We start from the raw sequence: 17,642 nt of genomic DNA, 5'->3' as shown, positions 1-17,642 counted from the left end.
TCAACTATGAGAAAGCCATCGACTGAATATCAAAATCCATATTTACCTAATCGTAAAAAAAGAGGGCGTGAATTTTTATCTAAATTTATGTGGCTAATATTTATAATGTTTGTGATTGCTGCAGTAGGTTTTGTTTTATATCGATTTCAATGGTTTAGAATTCGTAATAGCTATGAATCACAGATGCGAAACAATTATGCGCCCACTAGTTCTCAATCCATTTCAGCAGTTGAACAATATAAACCTATTCAAGTCATGCTCATTGGCTATAATCAAAATACGAATTTAATTCATCAACCTGTTGAAAACCATCTTGTTCAAACGATTGGTATAAATCCACAAACCCAAGAACTACTCAGAATTAAATTTTCGCCTCATTTAAGGTTAAATCTAGGAGAAGGACAGGCAATCTCTTTAATTAGTGGTTTAGTGCATAGTGATTATGATGGCATGAAATCAGAACTTGAAGGACTAGTAGCTTATCCCATTGATTTCTATTTATCAGTCAATTTCTCAGCTCTAAAAGACTTAGTTGACCATCTTGGAGGTATAAAACTAACGCCAATTGATGACATTAAAGTTAACCAACTAGAATTAGAAGCCAATAAAACTTATGAACTAACCGGTACTGAGGTTGAAGCCTTATTGAAAATAAACCCAAATGAAACGACCTCAGAAGTACTGATGAAAGAAGAATTAATTCTTGATGCGTTGAGCCAAGCCTTATTTAATAAAAATCATTTTTTTGACGGACCGCGTATGATAGAATTAGCCAGCCAAAGCATCCAAACAAATCTCCCCTTTGAATTTTGGCAACAAATATTCAGGGGAGATCTTATGATTGAAAATTTTACAAACCAAACCTTATCTTTTGAAGGGATAAGTATGATAGAAAATAATATAACTTTTGAAATTATTGATGAAAATAATCAAAGAGAAATCCAAAATCAAGTGAGTCGATTTTTAAGTCATGAATAAGACTAAAATCGTTTAGGAAGTGTTTTTAATGAAGAAATTGTTTAAAAAGAAAAGTGGAAAAATAAGTTTTTTGAAGATTTTTGGATGGTTAGTTCTCTTCACTCTAATCATAGTTGGTGGCTTTGCGATAAAAGTCTATCAGGATATTCAAGCTGTTCGACAATCGATTACGGTTGAAACAGTAGAAGTTGAAAATTTAAGAGAAGATGAAGTGTCAATTGAAGAAGGGGAACCTTTAAATATACTTCTTATTGGGACTGACGATGATGAATTAGCAAGAAATGTCAGGGATGGTTATGTTGGTCGTTCAGATACCTTAATGATGATTACCTTAAACCCACAAAATAGAACAACCAAGTTTTTAAGCATCCCACGTGATGCCCTTGCCATGGTGGAAGGTAGTCCGGATAAAATTAACCATGCCTATGCTTATGGTGGAGCTGAATTAACGATTGAAACCGTCCAAGACTTTCTAGGCGTGCCAATTGACTACTACGCTGTAGTTAATATGTCAGGTTTGATGTCCTTGATTGATGCTGTTGGAGGGATTGAAGTAACCAGTCCTTTAACGTTTGAGTATCGTGGAACTGGCTTTGTTAAAGGCGAAACTCGTGAAGTTAATGGTGTAAAAGCGATGAACTTTGCTCGGATGCGTTATGATGATCCCGAAGGTGAAATCGGACGTCAAAATCGACAAAAAATAGTTGTTAAAGCAGTCATCGATAAATTGTTATCATTTGATACGATTACAACTTATCCCGAAGTGCTTAAAGTAGTCAGTCAAAATGTCCGAACCAACTTTGATATTGCAACCGCCTTAAATATTTATCAAAATTATTTACCAGCTTTAGAGAATATTTCAGCGATTCAATTTAGTGGAATGGAAGAAACATATATTAATGAAGTCTTTTACTTCCATATCCCGATTTCAAGTCGTTTACAAATAGGGAATGAGATTAGACAGCAGCTCTCATTAAGTCCACTTGTGGCTAGTGATTTGTTTGATCCATTAGATTCAGACCAAGAAATACCGACGACGAAAGTTGCCATTATTTTCAACCAATACCCTACAGGCGTTTCGCAAGAAGAGACGGACCGAATATTGGCTATACAACAAGAAGCGCAACAATTGCGTGAATACAATGAAACAGAACCTGAAGTTGTTCCTGATTACTTAGAAACTTACCGACCACCTGTTTCACAGCCAACATATCCACCTGAATCGTATAATCCACCGGAATCATCATATAATCCACCGGAGACGAGTCAGCCGCCAGTAGAACAACCTTCAGAACCAGAATTACCACCGGTATCAGAACCAGAGCCACCGGTATCAGAACCAGAGCCACCGGTGTCAGAACCAGAACCACCGGCATCTTCAGTGCCCGTTGAAGAATCACTGCCAATGATAGAAGAAAGTGTCCAATAATATTTGCTAGATTAGGAGAGTAAGCATGAAAATAACCGTTGTAGGTGCAGGCTATGTTGGATTATCAGTGTCCATCTTACTTGCACAGCATCATGAAGTGGTGACTTTAGAAGTAAATGAAAATATTGTCACAATGTTAAATAACAAACAATCACATATAAAAGATACAGAAATTGAATTATATTTGAAGGAAAAACCACTGCAGTTAACTGCAACAACCAATAAAGACGAAGCATATAAAAATACTGATTTTGTCGTTATTGCTACTCCTACTAACTATAATGAAGAAACAAACTTTTTTGATACGTCAAATGTTGAATTAGTGATTGATGATGCCATGTTATATAACGCCTCAACACCTATTATCATTAAATCGACGATTCCAGTAGGCTATACTGAGCGCATCCGTGAATTAAAAGGAAAAGAAAATATTATTTTCTCACCTGAGTTTCTTCAAGAAGGAAAAGCTTTACGAGACAATTTGTACCCTTCACGCATTATTGTGGGAGATACAAGTGAAGAAGCAAAAGTTTTTGCTGAACTATTATCTGAAGGGGCAATCAAACAAAATATTGATGTCCTATTTATGAATTCAACTGAAGCGGAAGCCGTAAAGCTTTTTGCCAATACCTATCTGGCTATGCGCGTATCATTCTTTAATGAATTGGATACCTATGCTGAAGTTCGTGGCTTAGATCCGCAGTCAATTATTGAAGGTGTTGGACTCGATCCAAGAATCGGCACGCATTATAATAATCCATCTTTCGGTTATGGAGGCTATTGTTTGCCCAAAGACACCAAACAATTATTAGCGAATTATGAAGATGTACCGAATAATTTAATTACAGCCATCGTTTCGACCAATGCGACTCGTAAGCAATTTATTGCAGATTCAATTATGAAACGCAATCCAAAAGTAGTCGGTGTTTTCCGCTTAGCTATGAAAACTGGTTCAGATAACTTTAGAGAATCTTCCATCCAAGGCGTCATGTCAATCTTGGCGGAAAACGGCATTGAATTAATTATTTATGAGCCGACTTTACACGAAGAAACTTATCATCATTATGCTGTGATAGAAAATTTAGCCGAATTTAAACAAAAAGCAGATTTAATTATCACCAATCGTCATTCAGACGAATTAGATGATGTGGTTGATAAAGTATATACAAGAGATTTATTTAATAACAATTAATTTATTTTCAAAAAGCTGAAGCTTTTAAATAATAGTAGTAAGCCGTATTACTATTATAAAAGCTTCGCTTTTTTCTTTTTTACAAATAAATATCACAAAATATAACCATTAAAGTAGATTGCGTCCTGGAGGCTGTGCGAAGTAATTGAGTTAAAGTAAGCGAGGAGTAGTCATCTGTTTTTTACGAGTACCCAAGGCGGCCCTTGTTTTTGAAACGAGCACATAAAAGTACATTCGTTTTATCGACGAGTCAAAAACATTAGCCACGTTCATTCAACAAGTATTTATTGCAACTCAAAATAACCGGTTTTCAGACAAATTACAATTGAAAACTGACCACTATAATATTGTAGACTTCATACTAAAATGCGCTGCTTAAATAGTATTTAATTCCAATAGTTTAGACTATCAATGACTTAAGGAAGACAATGAGTAAATGTGTTATACTGTTAGCTGAATTAACAGATTTAGAAGGAGAAACCTATGGTAAAACAGGGAGTAGATAATAAGCCGCTTCGAATATTACACATAATGAGTGGGTTCGGTGGTGGTATTTCTTCATTCGTAAAAAATAAGGCTGAAGGTTTAGTGGACCAATCCATTACTTTCGATGTCGTCACCTATGATGAATGTTCGCCAGCATTTGTTGAAGCAATTGAAGCGACTGGTGGATCTGTTTATCAGCTCATCAATCCTAAAAAAGAAGGATGGGGCGCTTTTCGACAATCATTTATTAGGGTACTTAAGCAACATCACTACGATGCCGTCCATTGTCACATTAGTGGTTATCGGGCCATTCCTTATCGAATTTTATTGCAGAGATTTAATATCCCAGCTTTTTATATCCATGCCCATCTAACTTTGATGAGGGGTAAACAGTCCTTCATCAATCGTATTCAAACGTATTTATACCAACGTCTTAACCGTCATTTAAGTGATGCGAATGTTGGTTGTAGTAAAGAAGCCATTTATTCAACGGTTGGTTATGATTTGGCTGATGATCAAATGATGGTCATCCCCAACAGTATTGATCGTTTTTCTTTTATTGAAGCAGGTGAAAACGCCGATGAACTAAGAGCCAAGCATCGACAAAAATTTAATATAGATGAAAATGAACTGCTAATTGGACAAATCGCGCGTCTAGAAACAGTGAAAAACCATGAGTTTACACTGAGATTAGCTCAATATATGAATGAACATCAATTGCCTGGGAAAATTATTTTATTAGGCGATGGGAATTTAAAAGAGGAGATTCAAAGAAAAATTGAAGCTCTTGGACTTTCGCAAAGAGTTTTAGTAGCCGGACGTGTTCAACCAATTACAGAATTTTTTCCAATGATGGATGTTTTATTTTTGCCATCTTTAAGGGAAGGTTTACCCACTGTTGTCGTTGAAGCCCAGGCAAGTGGAATTCCTACAGTCATGGCAGATACCATAACGACAGAAGTAGACTTAGGCTTAGGAATGGTTCAAGCTGTCTCCTTAGATAATCCATTATCCGCTTGGTATCAAGCGATTGTGACGGCTAGTAAAACACAGCCTCCTACGATGCAGAAAAGACTCAATTGCATTAAAGCAGAAAACTTTACCAATGAGACGTCTGCTAGATTATATGAACAGTTTTTAAGAGGAAAAGTAAAGTCATATTTAATTGGAGAAAAGAGAGGAGGGCGACAATGAAGCATTTTCTAAAAAGATTAGTTGGATTCTCTTTAGGTCCTATTTTAGGCGCTTTAATATCAATCATTCAAGTGCCGATTTTAAACCGACTCCTTGGTGTGAGTGAAGTAGGAAAGGCATATTTATTTCAATCGTTAATTGTCATTATCCCTACTTATATTTATTTAGGATTAGACCAAGCTTATACGCGTGAATATCACCTTTATGAAAATAAGCGAAAGTTAATGCAAATGGCGACGCTTATCCCAATGTTGGCAGGTGTGCTTTTATTTGGGATTGCGATTGGATTTGATCAACAAATTTCCATGTGGTTATTCGATGAACCTCAATACGACTATATTGTATGGTACGGCGGGGTTTGGGTATTAGCGACTGTGCTGGAACGTTTTCTACTTTTAACGATTAGGATGGATGAAAAAGCCATTGAGTATTCTATGTTTAACCTACTGTTAAAATTAGGAACATTTATCGTTTCGATTGGCTTAGCCCTTCTTGGCTGGCGTGACTTTAAGGTTATCGTTTATGGTTTGATTTTTGGGCAGCTACTTGGAGATTTCTTGTTGTTCTATCGTTATCGTTCTTTCTTAGATTTAAGAGGGTTCTCAATTGATTGGTCATTACTAAAAAACATGTTAACCTTTGGCTTACCTTTAATGGTGGCGACATCCTTGACTTCGTCACTAACAGCCATCGATAATATCTTTATTAAAGAATATACAACAAGTGCCGAGGTAGGAATTTATAATTCTGCCATCAAGATAATTAATATTATTGGTATTATTAAAACAGCGTTTACGAGTTTCTGGATTCCAACCGCCTATCGTTGGTATGAGCAAAAAAAATCCATGAAGCACTATAAATTTATTAGTGATATTGTTTTACTTGGCTTGACCTTTATTTTTTATGGTATCTTAATTTTTAAACCATTGATGGTATTCTTAGCGGGTGGACCGGAATATTCCGACGTTCAATACATTATCGGATTACTTGCCTTTCCACACATGATGTACACACTGTCTGAAACAACCACACTAGGGATTGTTTTTTCACGCCGTACATACTTTAATATTTTAGTAAGTGTCGCAGCCTTTATCCCGAGCATTTTAATAAATATCACCTTAACACCTTCATTAGGTTACCGAGGTGCAGCAATGGCTTCCTTTGCTTCTTATATTATGTTTTATTTAGCAAGGACCTATTTTTCTAAACGCTCAGGCTTTTACTTTGGTCAACGCAAACAACTGTTATCCATTGCTTTGATGGGATTTGTTGCTGTATTAAATGCTTTTCCCATCCAACATATCGCTTGGATTAATATTATTTTTGTTATCGTAACATTAGCAGTACAAATACCGACGATTAAAGACGCTATCGCTATCAGAAATACTCCGACAGAATGGAATTTTGACTAAAATTAGATAATATATTAGGAGGGATTATACTTGAAGACCTATTTTTTACTGCTGGTGATGAGTGTCTTTTTGGGGACAGAAATCTTAGCAGTAGATTTAAGTGTTGCACAATTAACGCTTTACCGTTTGTTGGCTTTAGGGGTAATCCCTTTGTTGTTCTATCAAGTGACTTTAAAAAACAGACGTTTAATCCTTATGGCGAATAGCCATGCAACGTATGCTTTAATGGCGTATGTCATATGGTGGTCTTGGGCAGTCCTATCCCTTATTTGGGCCGAGAGTTTGATGGGCTGGATTCAAGCAATATTTTTGATGACGATTGGGATTTCAAGTATCGTCGGCTTGTATTTTTTTGTTTTAAACTTTCGACAATGGCAACGACTGCTACAAGGAATGTGGCTCATGGTTTCAGGTCTTGTCATCTGGGGATATTTTGAAATTATAACGAATATTTATTTTCTAGCAGATCTAAATAAGCTAGATAAATATCGCACTTTTAACTCACAGCCGTGGACAAGAATTCCTATTACCATTTTTTCCAATCAAAATGATTATGCAACATTATTGTTAGCTTATTTGCCTCTATGCCTGATTTTATATCAAACTTCCCGAACAAGCTGGCAACGTAACGTGTACTTGCTGATGTTAATGGCGGGTATGTTTCTTGTTTACCAATCTGGATCACGGATGGCCTTATTATGTTTAATCTTATTTTTTGTCATTTACGGTCTCTTATACTTAAAATGGGATTTTAAAGCCCAACACTATAAATGGCTCGTTGTAGGAGCAGGGATATCGGCAGCAGCTTTATTGTTGTTACAACCTAATTTGATCATGCATTTATTTGAAACATTAAGAACCACTAGAGTAGTAGGAATTGTTACTGGGGACGAAGCAAGAATTAATTTATGGCATAATGGTTTAATTTTCTTTGTTCAAAGTCTAGGCTTAGGCGTAGGGGCTGGTAATATTGAACATTGGATGGGAAACTATGGGCCGTTTTATACCAACGAATTAGTCAATATCCATAATTGGTGGCTTGAGATATTAGTTGGTTATGGCTGGGTTTCATTCCTTTTATATGTTTCAGCCTATGGCTTAATAATTTACAAATTAATTCAAATCATGAAAACTAAGAATTTGTTTTATCAATCCGTTGCTAGAGGCTTTGTCAGCTTTATGTTGATATTTATTTTTGCGAGTATTACATCGTCTACCAATATGTTCATTGAATGGCATTGGGTCTATTTTGGTTTGATTATTAGTTTTATTAAATTAGTAGAAATGAATGAATCGCGAAACAATAGAGATTTGACAACGTCCCATACAAAATCAAGAATAAAGAGAGAAATCGAGGTGCTATCATGAGTTTAGTTACATTAATCAGTGAGCTTTGGCGTTTTTTTAAAGATTATTTAATTAAAATACTTTTTGGTGCGATTATCACAGCTTTATTAGTCGTAGGTTTGAGATATTTATTAACTCCAGATATCGATGAGGAAGTTGTTTCGCATTATGATTACTTACAAAATGTTTATAGTCAGGAAGCAGCAGAGTTTCAAGCGATTGTCGTAAACGAGGATGGCACAATATTTAATAATTCGTTTGTTTTTGATGAGTATTTTAGCCGTCCAGAAGTGATTGAACAAATTGAAGCGGAAACAGATGTAGCGTTGATGCCGTGGTATGAAGCAGAAATGGCCTTGGAATTATTTAAAACCAGTCAATTTAGAGGTGGGCTTGCTAATATTCGTAATACATCGACGGATATTATGACATTTCGCTTTTTAGTCGCTCCAACTGCAGAAGAAAATTTAAAAGTAGCGCAAGCTTATGCTGATTTACTTGTATCTACTGATATTCCGTTTATAACAAACCATAAAATATCGCTGATTCAAGAGCCAGTGATTAATGAATTTTTAGATTTAGAAAATATTGACAGTGTCCCTACCGAAACGACTTTAAGTAAGTATGCAAAACCAAGTTTAATTTCAACTATTTTATATGCAGTGATTGGTTTTGTACTGGGGATATTTATTATGATTGTCAGTTTATTGTTTTTACGCGTGTTTAAAAAGCGGATTAATTATGGATTTGATTACACTTGGCAGTTAGAAGACCAGCATCTTTTGTTGAGTCATGAGCGCTTAAATCAAGGTATCGATTTAGATGCATTTTTAAAAATACCTAAAGTAACGCAAAGAGTGATTTTATCGCAAACGAATCAGCAGTTTCCTGTTGATTTTGATTGGATGAGTCAAGAAGGAACCATCTATTTGAATAGGATCCAAGATGCAGTAGAATCGGACTTGGTTGTTGAACCTGATGAGATTATTATTTTGATTTATGCTCAGCAAACCGAACGGGCATGGTATCAAAATCAGGCAGACTTAGCCCATTTATTCAATGTACCTGTGAAGATTATTCATGTCATTTAGTTGTAATGAGGAGTAGATAATTTGAGGAATAATGAAATAAAAGCTGATATTAGCATTGTGACGCCCGTGTATAATGCCTCGCGTTTTTTAGCTGAAACCATTGAGAGTGTTCAAAACCAGTCGTTTCGAAATTGGGAATATATCTTAGTTGACGACTGTAGCCAAGATGATAGTGTTGCGATCATTAAGGGTTATCAAGAAAAAGATAAGCGGATTAAATTAATTCAACTGGAAAAAAATAGTGGGGCAGCGGTCGCGCGTAATACGGGACTTGAAGAAGCGCAAGGTCGTTATATTGCCTTTATTGATAGTGATGACCGTTGGGCAGAAGATAAATTAGCTGATCAATTAACGCTCATGCAAACGGAGAATTATGCCTTTACTTACACTAATTTTGCATTGATCAGTGAGCAAGGATCGATTATAAAAGAAAAGGTTAAGTTACCTGCTAAATTAGACTATTATGGTCTACTAAAAAACACTGCCATTGCTTGTTCAACCGTTATGATTGACCGCCAAGTAGTAGGCGATTTTCGGATGCCACTCGTCCGCAAAGGGCAAGACACAGCGACTTGGTTGCAAATTATGCGGACAACCGGCGTGACAGCCTACGGTTTAGAACAGGTATTAAATTATTACCGCCAAGTTGAAGGCTCTATTTCGAGTGATAAAATAGGGGCTTTAAAGCGGACTTGGAATACTTATCGCAATTTAGAGCAACTATCGCTGCCTAAAAGTATTTATTATTATAGTCATTATGTACTCCAAGCCGTTTTAAGAAGATTATAAGTCGATGACTTCGTAGCCATTCCATTGTAAGTTTTTAATGAGTTGGTCGACTTTGATGCCAATGATTTTACAGCCTTGCTTAAGGCTGGTTGCTTTTGTCACGGTATTTCGCATAACAGGATTTTTTAAGGGTGTAAAACCTAAATCGATTAAAATATCGAGTAATTCTGGATGCTTTTCAAGAGTATTAAAAACAGAAGTGTTCAAGTCAATTTTGTTATCCATAGTATAGTAGCTCCTTTTTTAAATAAATATCACACCCTGAAAAAGCTTGGCTAATCTGGGTGTGATTTTTTTTACTTTGGTTGACGCCAGTAGCGATTCAAATCTTTTTTATCATTTAATTGTATTTGGATGAGTTCGTCAAGTAAATCATAATTGAATTTAGCATCCCATGGAACTTTATATGACATAGCCGTTGTAGCATAACCTGCAGCTTCAACTTTATCGTTAACTTGCGCCATTAAACCCTTTTCACTTGTGACAGATAAATGATGTTTATTGGCTGTAAAGCCGATAATAAAACTGTTATTAAACTCAAATAGCGGTTGACTCCATTTGATCGCCATATTGAATTTTGGATAATTTTCCTGCACCCATGCAATCACTGCTTCAAAATATTCACGATGCTTTTCATTAGCTATCTTGTCTAAAACTTCTTCGTAAGTTGCCATGATATTTATTCCTCACTTTCATTGAAAGTAAATTTTTTTTGATCCATATGTCGTTTCATTTCCAAGACAGAGTCTACAATAAATACCGCTAAGGCAATCATACCGGCAATCGTTAAGGCTTCAAAGAAGTAATATCCACCTAATTCAGTGTCCCCATTAATATAATTGAAGACCGTCCGATAAATGGCAACTCCTGGTACAAGTGGGAAAAAGGATGGAATATAAAATATGGTGACAGGTGCTTTAAAAATCCGTGCAAACTGTTGGCTAATAATAGAAATAACCACACAGCCGATAAAAGTAGCTAGAGCAGTGCCTAAATGAGGTAAGACAATCAGGTAAATAGCGTAACCTACAGCTCCGATAATTCCAACTTTATACTGTAGAAAGCGGGGTGCTTCAACAACAACAGCTGCTGAAACAGTTGCGATATAAGCACCGACTACTTGAATTAAATACTGGATAAAAATAAGATCACCCCTCCTGATATGGATAAGCCTAAAACCACTCCAAGTGCTAAACTCAAGGCAATAACTAAGGCATCTGCAATCCGAGCTAAACCTGAATTATAATCCCCTTTTAAGGTATCACGAACCCCATTCATAAAAGCCGTTCCGGGATATAAAGGCATTAGACCGGAAATAATGATAATGTCACTAGAAATTTGGTAAGGAATAAAATAAATAACTATAGGAAAAATCAGGGCAACTAAGGCGGTTGTCATCATGCCATAAATAAATTCATTCATCCCAAAGAAATCTTTGATGGTTGTTGAATAGCCGATGACCGCTCCTGCAAAAATTGATACAATCACTTCACCAAAATTTCCTCCTAATAAAATAGCAAAGGCGACCACTAAAATAATATTGGCGATATTTTTTTGTCTAGGCGTATATTCTAACTGGTCCACTAGCTGTAATTGCTGGTAGGCTTCTTCAATGGATATTTGTTTGGCTGTGAGGGCTCGACTAATATTATTAACACGGTAAATTTTACGTAGGTGATTACCGCGACTCGTTATGCGACGAACAATTGTGATCGTTTCAATATCAGGGTTTGTATCGTCTAAAGTAATATAAAGACCTGTCGTTGTTGATACAACTTCAGTTATATTTAAGCCACTTGTGGCAAGCATTCGTCGGACAGTATCTTCAACACGATAACTTTCAGCATGTGATTCCAACATAATAACACCAGCTAAAGCAGCTGTTTCGGCAATTCTTTTGTGTGCAGAATACATCAATATCGAACTCCTTTAACTGATAATTTTTATACAATGGTTTTCAAGAATATGGTACCATTAAGAGTGTAAATTCAAAATAAGTTGATACAAAACAATAAATACTTTTTACAATTTTTAATGCTTATTTTAACTACTAGCATATCATAAAGTATTCAAGGAATTAACTACAGAAAAATTTTTAATAGATATTTTAAAGAAGGGATGGCTTATGAAAATAACGAAAATAGCCCGGCAAACAAAAAATAAAGAACGCTATTCGATTTTTATTGATGAAGATTTTGCTTTTGGTGTCAGTGAACAGGTTCTCATTAAGTTTGCGTTGACTAAAAATCAAAGTTTAACACAAGAGGAAATTGATGCCATTAAAGCAGCTGAAGCAACAGAATATCTATTTAATAAGGCATTAAATTATTTATCTTATGGTTTACGGACCAAAAAAGAAATGACGCAATATTTAATCAAGCAATTGAAAGACAATGGTTTAAATGACCATGAGATTGAAGACCAAAAAGAAGATATTGATAAAACAATCCTAAGGCTCGTCGATTTAAACTTAATGGACGATTTAAGTTATGCCGAAGCTTATGTCCGGACTAAGGCTAACATAAACCGTAAAGGGCCACAGGTCATTCAACAAGAATTAATGACTAAGGGGATTACTAAAGAAACCGTAGAAAAAGCACTGGAACAGTATAGTATAGAAGAACAAAGCGACAATATTGAACATTTGGCAGAAAAATTTATCCGGTCTAATCAAAAATATCCCCTTAAAGCGTTGAAACTACGCCTACAACAACATTTAATGCTTAAAGGCTTTGACCATGAATTGGTCATGGAATGGATGAATGCCTTTTCCTTTGATTGTTTGGATAACGATGAGGATGCCTTAATTAAAAATGAAGCAGAAAAAATAATGCGCAGACGACAAGCCAAATTTCAGGGCAGAGAGCTAGAACAAAAAGTAAAAGAAGGCCTATATCGAAAAGGGTTTGATTTTGAAACCATTCAGGCATGGATTAATGAGCATAAAGAAAAATTCGACGTGTTATAGGAATAGAAAGAGGATTAGCGATTGAATGAAATAGCAAAAGACTATTTGAATAAATACCACTGGGATAAACAAAAAATTAGTGCATTTAGAAAAGTGCTTTTAGATTGGTATGACCAAAACCGCCGTGACTTACCTTGGCGAAAAACCAATAATCCCTATTTTATATGGGTCAGTGAAATTATGTTGCAGCAAACGCAAGTGCAAACAGTAATTCCCTATTATCTACGTTTTATTAGCGAATTGCCAACAGTTGCAGCACTAGCCAAAGTGGATAGAGAAAAACTTTATCATTTATGGCAAGGCTTAGGTTATTATTCGCGTGTCAATAATATGCAGATAGCTGCTCAACAAATAATGACAGATTTTGATGGCGTACTGCCAAATGATTACAAGCTATTATTATCTTTAAAAGGGATAGGACCTTATACAGCCGCCGCTATTGGCAGCATCGCATTTGGGATACCTAGGGCAGCTGTCGATGGTAATCTAATGCGTATTACCGCGCGTTTGTTTGAAATGGATTTGGACATTGGGGAACAACGAACGAGGAAAATTATCGAAGAAATATTAGATGTCATTATCGATCCTGATAGGCCAGGCGATTTTAATCAAGCCTTGATGGACGTAGGGGCAACCATTATGACGCCATCGAATCTAACCCCTGAATTGAATCCCTTAAAAGATTTTGATGCTTCCTATCAAAATGGAACAGCCCATTTATATCCGGTTAAAAAGAAGAAGGTTAAGCAAAGCCATCATTACTTTTTAGCTTATTATATCCAAAATGAGGATGGTCAAGTCATGATGCGTCAGCATTCACAACAAGAATTGTTAAGTCGCTTATGGCATCTTCCAATGCTAGAAGTGAGTCAAATAAATGAAGGTCAAACTGAGAGTGACTTGCTTCAGCTTTTAGATGAATGGATTATGACAGAATTAGCCAACATTTTGGAAGAAGCGGATTCAATTCAAGAAGTAGACCAAGTCGAAGCAACGACTTATCAACTTAGTATTCAAAAAACACAAAATGAGCGTTATTTATTTAATCAATTTCCTGTGATTAAGCATGTCTTTAGTCATCGGGTATGGCATGTTCAAATTATACCGGTCTATTTAAAAGCAAAATCAGTGCCATTTGCTTTGGCCGATAGCATTAAATGGGTCGACAAAGAGAATGAATTAGCTGTTTCAACTTTACAGGAAAAAATGATGCAAAATATTAGAGAATACAAGGGTGAAGGTGAAAAATGAAACGATTATTAAAGTATTTTGATGGTTATAAACTGCCGAGCTTTTTAGGGCCAATATTTAAATTAGTTGAAGCTTTATTAGAGTTACTTGTTCCATCGATTGTCGCTATTGTCATCGATGTAGCAATTCCGTCTGGTAACCGAAATAATGTCATTCAATATATCGTCATCATGTTTGCTTTGGCTTTTGTTGGCTTAATATTTTCAATCAGTGCGCAGTATTTTTCAGCTAAAGCGGCAATTGGCTTTGCTGAAAACTTAAATCATGACTTATTTGAAAAAATAACGTATTTATCAAAAGAATCCGTCGATCGCATATCACCGTCGAGTCTGGTGACGCGTAATACAAGTGATACTTTTCAAATCCAATCAGGCTTGAATACATTTTTTCGCTTGTTTTTAAGATCGCCTTTTATCGTAGTCGGTTCCTTAATCATGGCAATGAATATTGATTTACGAATGACAAGCTATTTCTTAGCCATGATTGTTATTTTATTTTTAATCATTGGATCGATTACTTACTTTTCAGCCCCATTGTATGCCAAAGCTAGGAAGACTTTGGATCGCTTGGTGACTATCACTTCCGAGCAAATCCAAGGTATCCGCGTTATCCGTGCATTTAGGCAAGGTGATCGGGAATTTACGCAATTTAAAAATGAAAATGACCAATTAACCAAAGACCAAATCAAGGTAGGTTTTATTAGTGTTTTAACGAACCCTTTAACCTATTTAGTAGTGAATGTCACTTTAATTTTAGTCATTTGGCAGGGCGGAAACTTCATCAATGAAGGGACTTTAACCCAAGGGCAACTGGTTGCTTTAGTAAATTATTTATTGGCGATTTTAGTTGAATTAATTAAATTAGCCATGGTTGTTATGGTGTTAAACCGTTCGCTTGTTAGTGCGCAACGGGTAGTAGAAGTGCTTGAAATTGCTGATGAAGAACAACACTTTGACAATGATGCTCCTGGTACTACGCCTATTAAAGCAAACACACAAATTGTCTTTGAAGATGTCATCTTTACTTATCCAAATAACCGCCGACCAGTATTGGAAGGCTTGAATTTTACAGTCAACCAAGGTGAGATGATTGGTGTGATTGGAGGAACTGGGGCAGGGAAATCCGCACTGATTTCCTTGTTAACGAAAACCTATGACCCAGAAGCAGGTTCTATTTGGTTTAACGATCAATTATTGGATGTTAGTACTCGGAACGATATTCGAAAACAAATCAGTATTGTTCCGCAAAAAGCGACATTATTTCAAGGGACAATTCGGTCGAATCTTTTAGTTGGGAATCCAGAGGCTACAGAAGAAGAATTATGGCAGGCCTTGGATGCAGCCCAAGCAACGGAGTTTATCCGCCAAAAGGAAAATGGACTAGACGAGAGGGTTGAAGCTTTTGGTCGAAACTTTTCAGGTGGACAAAGGCAACGTTTAACCATCGCTCGAGCTCTTGTAAAATCTGCACCTATTTTAATCTTTGACGACTCAACTTCTGCAATTGATTTTCTGACCGAAAATCAATTTCGTATCGCTTTGAATAAATACTATTCTGATCGAACAATCTTTATGATTTCACAACGGACTAGAAGTATTGAAGCGGCGGACAATATTTTAGTTTTAGATTCAGGTAAACAACTTGGTTTTGGTAAACATGAAGACTTATTAAAATCCGTTGATGTTTATCAAGAAATTCATCAATCACAACAGGTCAAGGAGGTTACGAATAATGAGTAAGCAAAATACAAATTCGTTTACAACCATGCGACGTGTGTTTAATTTATTATGGGATCAAAAGTTGTTATTTATTTTATCGATTATTGGAACAGTGGCTCAAGTTGCTTTAACGATTTATTTACCGATTCTGATTGGTTTGGCGATTGACCAAACGATCACGGTTAATCAGGTTAACTTTGATGTATTAAGTCGTATTTTAATACAAATTGCCATTGTTGTTTTAATTAATGTGTTTCTACAGTGGTCCAATCCCGTTATTTATAATCAGATGACCTATAAAGCGGTTGGCATCTTACGTGAGAAAAGCATAGAAAAAGTTCATAAAATGCCGTTAAGCTTTTTAGACCGTCAATCGACAGGGGACTTGGTCAGTCGTATATCGACAGATGCGGAGCAATTAGCAGATGGGATTATTATGATCATTAACCAACTATTCGCAGGGGTCTTAACGATTCTTATTACGATTTTTACGATGGGACAAATTGACTTATTAATGATGTTAATTGTCGTTGTCCTTACACCAATATCCTTGTTCTTTGCCCGTTTTATTGCAGGGCGTTCCTACCAATATTTCCAAAAACAAACGCAGTATCGCGGTATGCATACACAAATGATAGAAGAGCACGTTCAACAAAATGAGATTGTTCGCTTATTTAATTACCAATCAGAAGTCATCGAACAGTTTGGTCCAATCAACCACCAATATGCGGATTATTCTCAAAAGGCTATCTTTTATTCGTCCACGATTAATCCGACCACCCGTTTTATCAATGCTTTAATTTACGCATCCTTAACATTTTTTGGTGCCATTCGAATTATGCAAGGAACGTTTACCGTTGGTTCTCTGACAACATTTTTAAATTATGCCAATCAATATACGAAGCCCTTTAATGAGATTTCAAACGTCTTGGCCGAATTACAAAGTGCGATTGCCTGTGCGGAACGTTTGTATGACTTGATTGACCGTGAACCTGAGCAAGAAACAGGCCTGCGAATTTTAGATTCAAAAGATATTGAAGGAAAAGTTACCTTTAATCAAGCAAGCTTTTCGTATGTCCCTAATCAAAAATTAATTGAGAATTTAACCTTATCTGTTCCAAGGGGCCAAAAAGTTGCGATTGTCGGTCCAACTGGTGCGGGTAAATCAACGTTAATTAACTTGCTCATGCGTTTTTATGATCTAAAGAGTGGACAGATTTTAATTGATAATCAGCCAATTACAGACTTTACAAGGGACTCTATACGAGCCCAGTTTGGGATGGTTCTACAAGAAACCTGGTTAAAAACCGCAACCATCCATGATAATATAGCCTATGGCTATCCTGATACAAGCCGTGAACAAGTTATTGAAGCAGCAAAAGCTGCACGGGCGCATCATTTTATTGAACAATTACCACAAGGCTACGATACCTATCTATCCGATGCCGGCGCATCCTTATCCCAAGGCCAACGCCAATTATTAACGATTGCACGTATATTTGTAGAGCTACCACAGTTATTAATCCTAGACGAAGCCACCTCATCCATCGATACACGGACAGAAATTTTGATTCAAGAAGCTTTACAAACATTAATGGAAGGTCGAACAAGCTTTATTATCGCCCATCGACTTTCAACCATTCAACAATCCGATATCATTCTCGTTATGAATCAAGGTCAAATTGTTGAACAAGGCAATCACGACAGCCTGATGCGGATGAAAGGCTTATATTATCGCATGCAAACAACTACAACCCAAACAGATGATTACTAATACACCATAAAGG

Annotated in this window: 16 protein-coding genes; 12 read left to right on the top strand and 4 right to left on the bottom strand. The window is 36.2% G+C overall.

Annotated elements, in window-relative coordinates:
• Nucleotides 1–6 precede the first annotated feature (6 nt).
• The 8 genes from ACTQ54_RS08030 to ACTQ54_RS07995 all read left to right on the top strand — a co-directional run bounded on the left by ACTQ54_RS08030 (nucleotide 7) and on the right by ACTQ54_RS07995 (nucleotide 9,918).
• Nucleotides 7–978, top strand: coding sequence for an LCP family glycopolymer transferase (locus ACTQ54_RS08030; RefSeq protein WP_441755777.1), 972 nt, complete (start codon nucleotides 7–9; stop codon nucleotides 976–978).
• A 28-nt stretch (nucleotides 979–1,006) separates the two neighbouring features.
• Complete coding sequence (locus tag ACTQ54_RS08025) at nucleotides 1,007–2,407, top strand: LCP family glycopolymer transferase (protein WP_441755775.1); 1,401 nt, start codon at nucleotides 1,007–1,009, stop codon at nucleotides 2,405–2,407.
• 25 nt (nucleotides 2,408–2,432) lie between these two features.
• On the top strand, nucleotides 2,433–3,599 hold the full coding sequence (locus ACTQ54_RS08020) for a nucleotide sugar dehydrogenase (RefSeq protein WP_441755773.1): 1,167 nt from the start codon (nucleotides 2,433–2,435) through the stop codon (nucleotides 3,597–3,599).
• A 483-nt stretch (nucleotides 3,600–4,082) separates the two neighbouring features.
• The gene (locus ACTQ54_RS08015) at nucleotides 4,083–5,279 is read left to right on the top strand and encodes a glycosyltransferase (protein ID WP_441755771.1); all 1,197 of its coding nucleotides are present in this window, start codon (nucleotides 4,083–4,085) and stop codon (nucleotides 5,277–5,279) included.
• A complete protein-coding gene (locus ACTQ54_RS08010; protein ID WP_441755769.1) occupies nucleotides 5,276–6,691 on the top strand; it encodes a lipopolysaccharide biosynthesis protein in 1,416 nt (471 codons plus the stop codon). The genes ACTQ54_RS08015 and ACTQ54_RS08010 overlap by 4 nt, the downstream gene beginning before the upstream one ends.
• Nucleotides 6,692–6,721: 30 nt before the next feature.
• A complete protein-coding gene (locus ACTQ54_RS08005; RefSeq protein ID WP_441755767.1) occupies nucleotides 6,722–8,059 on the top strand; it encodes an O-antigen ligase family protein in 1,338 nt (445 codons plus the stop codon).
• Nucleotides 8,056–9,129: a hypothetical protein gene (locus ACTQ54_RS08000; protein WP_441755765.1), complete on the top strand. Its 1,074-nt coding sequence runs from the start codon at nucleotides 8,056–8,058 to the stop codon at nucleotides 9,127–9,129. The genes ACTQ54_RS08005 and ACTQ54_RS08000 overlap by 4 nt, the downstream gene beginning before the upstream one ends.
• A gap of 21 nt (nucleotides 9,130–9,150) precedes the next feature.
• The gene (locus ACTQ54_RS07995) at nucleotides 9,151–9,918 is read left to right on the top strand and encodes a glycosyltransferase family 2 protein (RefSeq protein ID WP_441755763.1); all 768 of its coding nucleotides are present in this window, start codon (nucleotides 9,151–9,153) and stop codon (nucleotides 9,916–9,918) included.
• On the opposite strand, the gene ACTQ54_RS07990 is transcribed toward ACTQ54_RS07995, so the two are convergent.
• The 4 genes from ACTQ54_RS07990 to ACTQ54_RS07975 form a co-directional block, all read right to left on the bottom strand.
• Complete coding sequence (locus ACTQ54_RS07990) at nucleotides 9,913–10,143, bottom strand: DUF1858 domain-containing protein (RefSeq protein WP_441755761.1); 231 nt, start codon at nucleotides 10,141–10,143, stop codon at nucleotides 9,913–9,915. The genes ACTQ54_RS07995 and ACTQ54_RS07990 overlap by 6 nt on opposite strands.
• Before the next feature lie 71 nt (nucleotides 10,144–10,214).
• Nucleotides 10,215–10,592, bottom strand: a complete 378-nt coding sequence (locus ACTQ54_RS07985) for an iron chaperone (protein WP_441755760.1) — start codon at nucleotides 10,590–10,592, stop codon at nucleotides 10,215–10,217.
• 5 nt (nucleotides 10,593–10,597) lie between these two features.
• Nucleotides 10,598–11,044, bottom strand: coding sequence for a threonine/serine exporter family protein (locus ACTQ54_RS07980; protein ID WP_441755919.1), 447 nt, complete (start codon nucleotides 11,042–11,044; stop codon nucleotides 10,598–10,600).
• Nucleotides 11,044–11,832: a threonine/serine ThrE exporter family protein gene (locus tag ACTQ54_RS07975; RefSeq protein ID WP_441755917.1), complete on the bottom strand. Its 789-nt coding sequence runs from the start codon at nucleotides 11,830–11,832 to the stop codon at nucleotides 11,044–11,046. Before ACTQ54_RS07975 ends, ACTQ54_RS07980 begins: the two co-directional genes overlap by 1 nt.
• 211 nt (nucleotides 11,833–12,043) lie before the next feature.
• Here ACTQ54_RS07975 and recX point away from each other — a divergent pair, with 211 nt between their 5' ends.
• From recX to ACTQ54_RS07955, 4 genes are read left to right on the top strand one after another with little or no spacing between them, the layout of a single operon-like run.
• Entirely contained in the window at nucleotides 12,044–12,886 is an 843-nt protein-coding gene (recX, locus tag ACTQ54_RS07970; protein ID WP_441755758.1) for a recombination regulator RecX, read from the top strand.
• A 21-nt stretch (nucleotides 12,887–12,907) separates the two neighbouring features.
• Nucleotides 12,908–14,137 (top strand): A/G-specific adenine glycosylase, encoded by a 1,230-nt coding sequence (gene mutY / locus ACTQ54_RS07965; RefSeq protein WP_441755756.1) that lies wholly within the window; start codon nucleotides 12,908–12,910, stop codon nucleotides 14,135–14,137.
• The gene (locus tag ACTQ54_RS07960) at nucleotides 14,134–15,876 is read left to right on the top strand and encodes an ABC transporter ATP-binding protein (RefSeq protein WP_441755754.1); all 1,743 of its coding nucleotides are present in this window, start codon (nucleotides 14,134–14,136) and stop codon (nucleotides 15,874–15,876) included. The genes mutY and ACTQ54_RS07960 overlap by 4 nt, the downstream gene beginning before the upstream one ends.
• Nucleotides 15,869–17,629 carry an ABC transporter ATP-binding protein gene (locus ACTQ54_RS07955; RefSeq protein ID WP_441755752.1) on the top strand — a complete coding sequence of 587 codons (1,761 nt, stop codon included), beginning with the start codon at nucleotides 15,869–15,871 and terminating at the stop codon, nucleotides 17,627–17,629. The genes ACTQ54_RS07960 and ACTQ54_RS07955 overlap by 8 nt, the downstream gene beginning before the upstream one ends.
• Nucleotides 17,630–17,642 lie beyond the last annotated feature (13 nt).

This window comes from Fundicoccus sp. Sow4_H7, from assembly GCF_052115865.1.
Lineage (GTDB): Bacteria > Bacillota > Bacilli > Lactobacillales > Aerococcaceae > Fundicoccus_A.
Note: the sequence above shows the minus strand (reverse complement) of the source record. Positions and strands in the feature narration are given on the sequence as shown.

Bases quoted from the DNA above. Each gene is read 5' to 3' on its own strand.
- ACTQ54_RS08030 (WP_441755777.1), top strand. From the start codon at position 7: ATGAGAAAGCCATCGACTGAATATCAAAATCCATATTTACCTAATCGT.
- ACTQ54_RS08025 (WP_441755775.1), top strand. From the start codon at position 1,007: ATGAAGAAATTGTTTAAAAAGAAAAGTGGAAAAATAAGTTTTTTGAAG.
- ACTQ54_RS08020 (WP_441755773.1), top strand. From the start codon at position 2,433: ATGAAAATAACCGTTGTAGGTGCAGGCTATGTTGGATTATCAGTGTCC.
- ACTQ54_RS08015 (WP_441755771.1), top strand. From the start codon at position 4,083: ATGGTAAAACAGGGAGTAGATAATAAGCCGCTTCGAATATTACACATA.
- ACTQ54_RS08010 (WP_441755769.1), top strand. From the start codon at position 5,276: ATGAAGCATTTTCTAAAAAGATTAGTTGGATTCTCTTTAGGTCCTATT.
- ACTQ54_RS08000 (WP_441755765.1), top strand. From the start codon at position 8,056: ATGAGTTTAGTTACATTAATCAGTGAGCTTTGGCGTTTTTTTAAAGAT.
- ACTQ54_RS07990 (WP_441755761.1), bottom strand. From the start codon at position 10,143: ATGGATAACAAAATTGACTTGAACACTTCTGTTTTTAATACTCTTGAA.
- ACTQ54_RS07985 (WP_441755760.1), bottom strand. From the start codon at position 10,592: ATGGCAACTTACGAAGAAGTTTTAGACAAGATAGCTAATGAAAAGCAT.
- ACTQ54_RS07975 (WP_441755917.1), bottom strand. From the start codon at position 11,832: ATGTATTCTGCACACAAAAGAATTGCCGAAACAGCTGCTTTAGCTGGT.
- recX (WP_441755758.1), top strand. From the start codon at position 12,044: ATGAAAATAACGAAAATAGCCCGGCAAACAAAAAATAAAGAACGCTAT.
- ACTQ54_RS07960 (WP_441755754.1), top strand. From the start codon at position 14,134: ATGAAACGATTATTAAAGTATTTTGATGGTTATAAACTGCCGAGCTTT.
- ACTQ54_RS07955 (WP_441755752.1), top strand. From the start codon at position 15,869: ATGAGTAAGCAAAATACAAATTCGTTTACAACCATGCGACGTGTGTTT.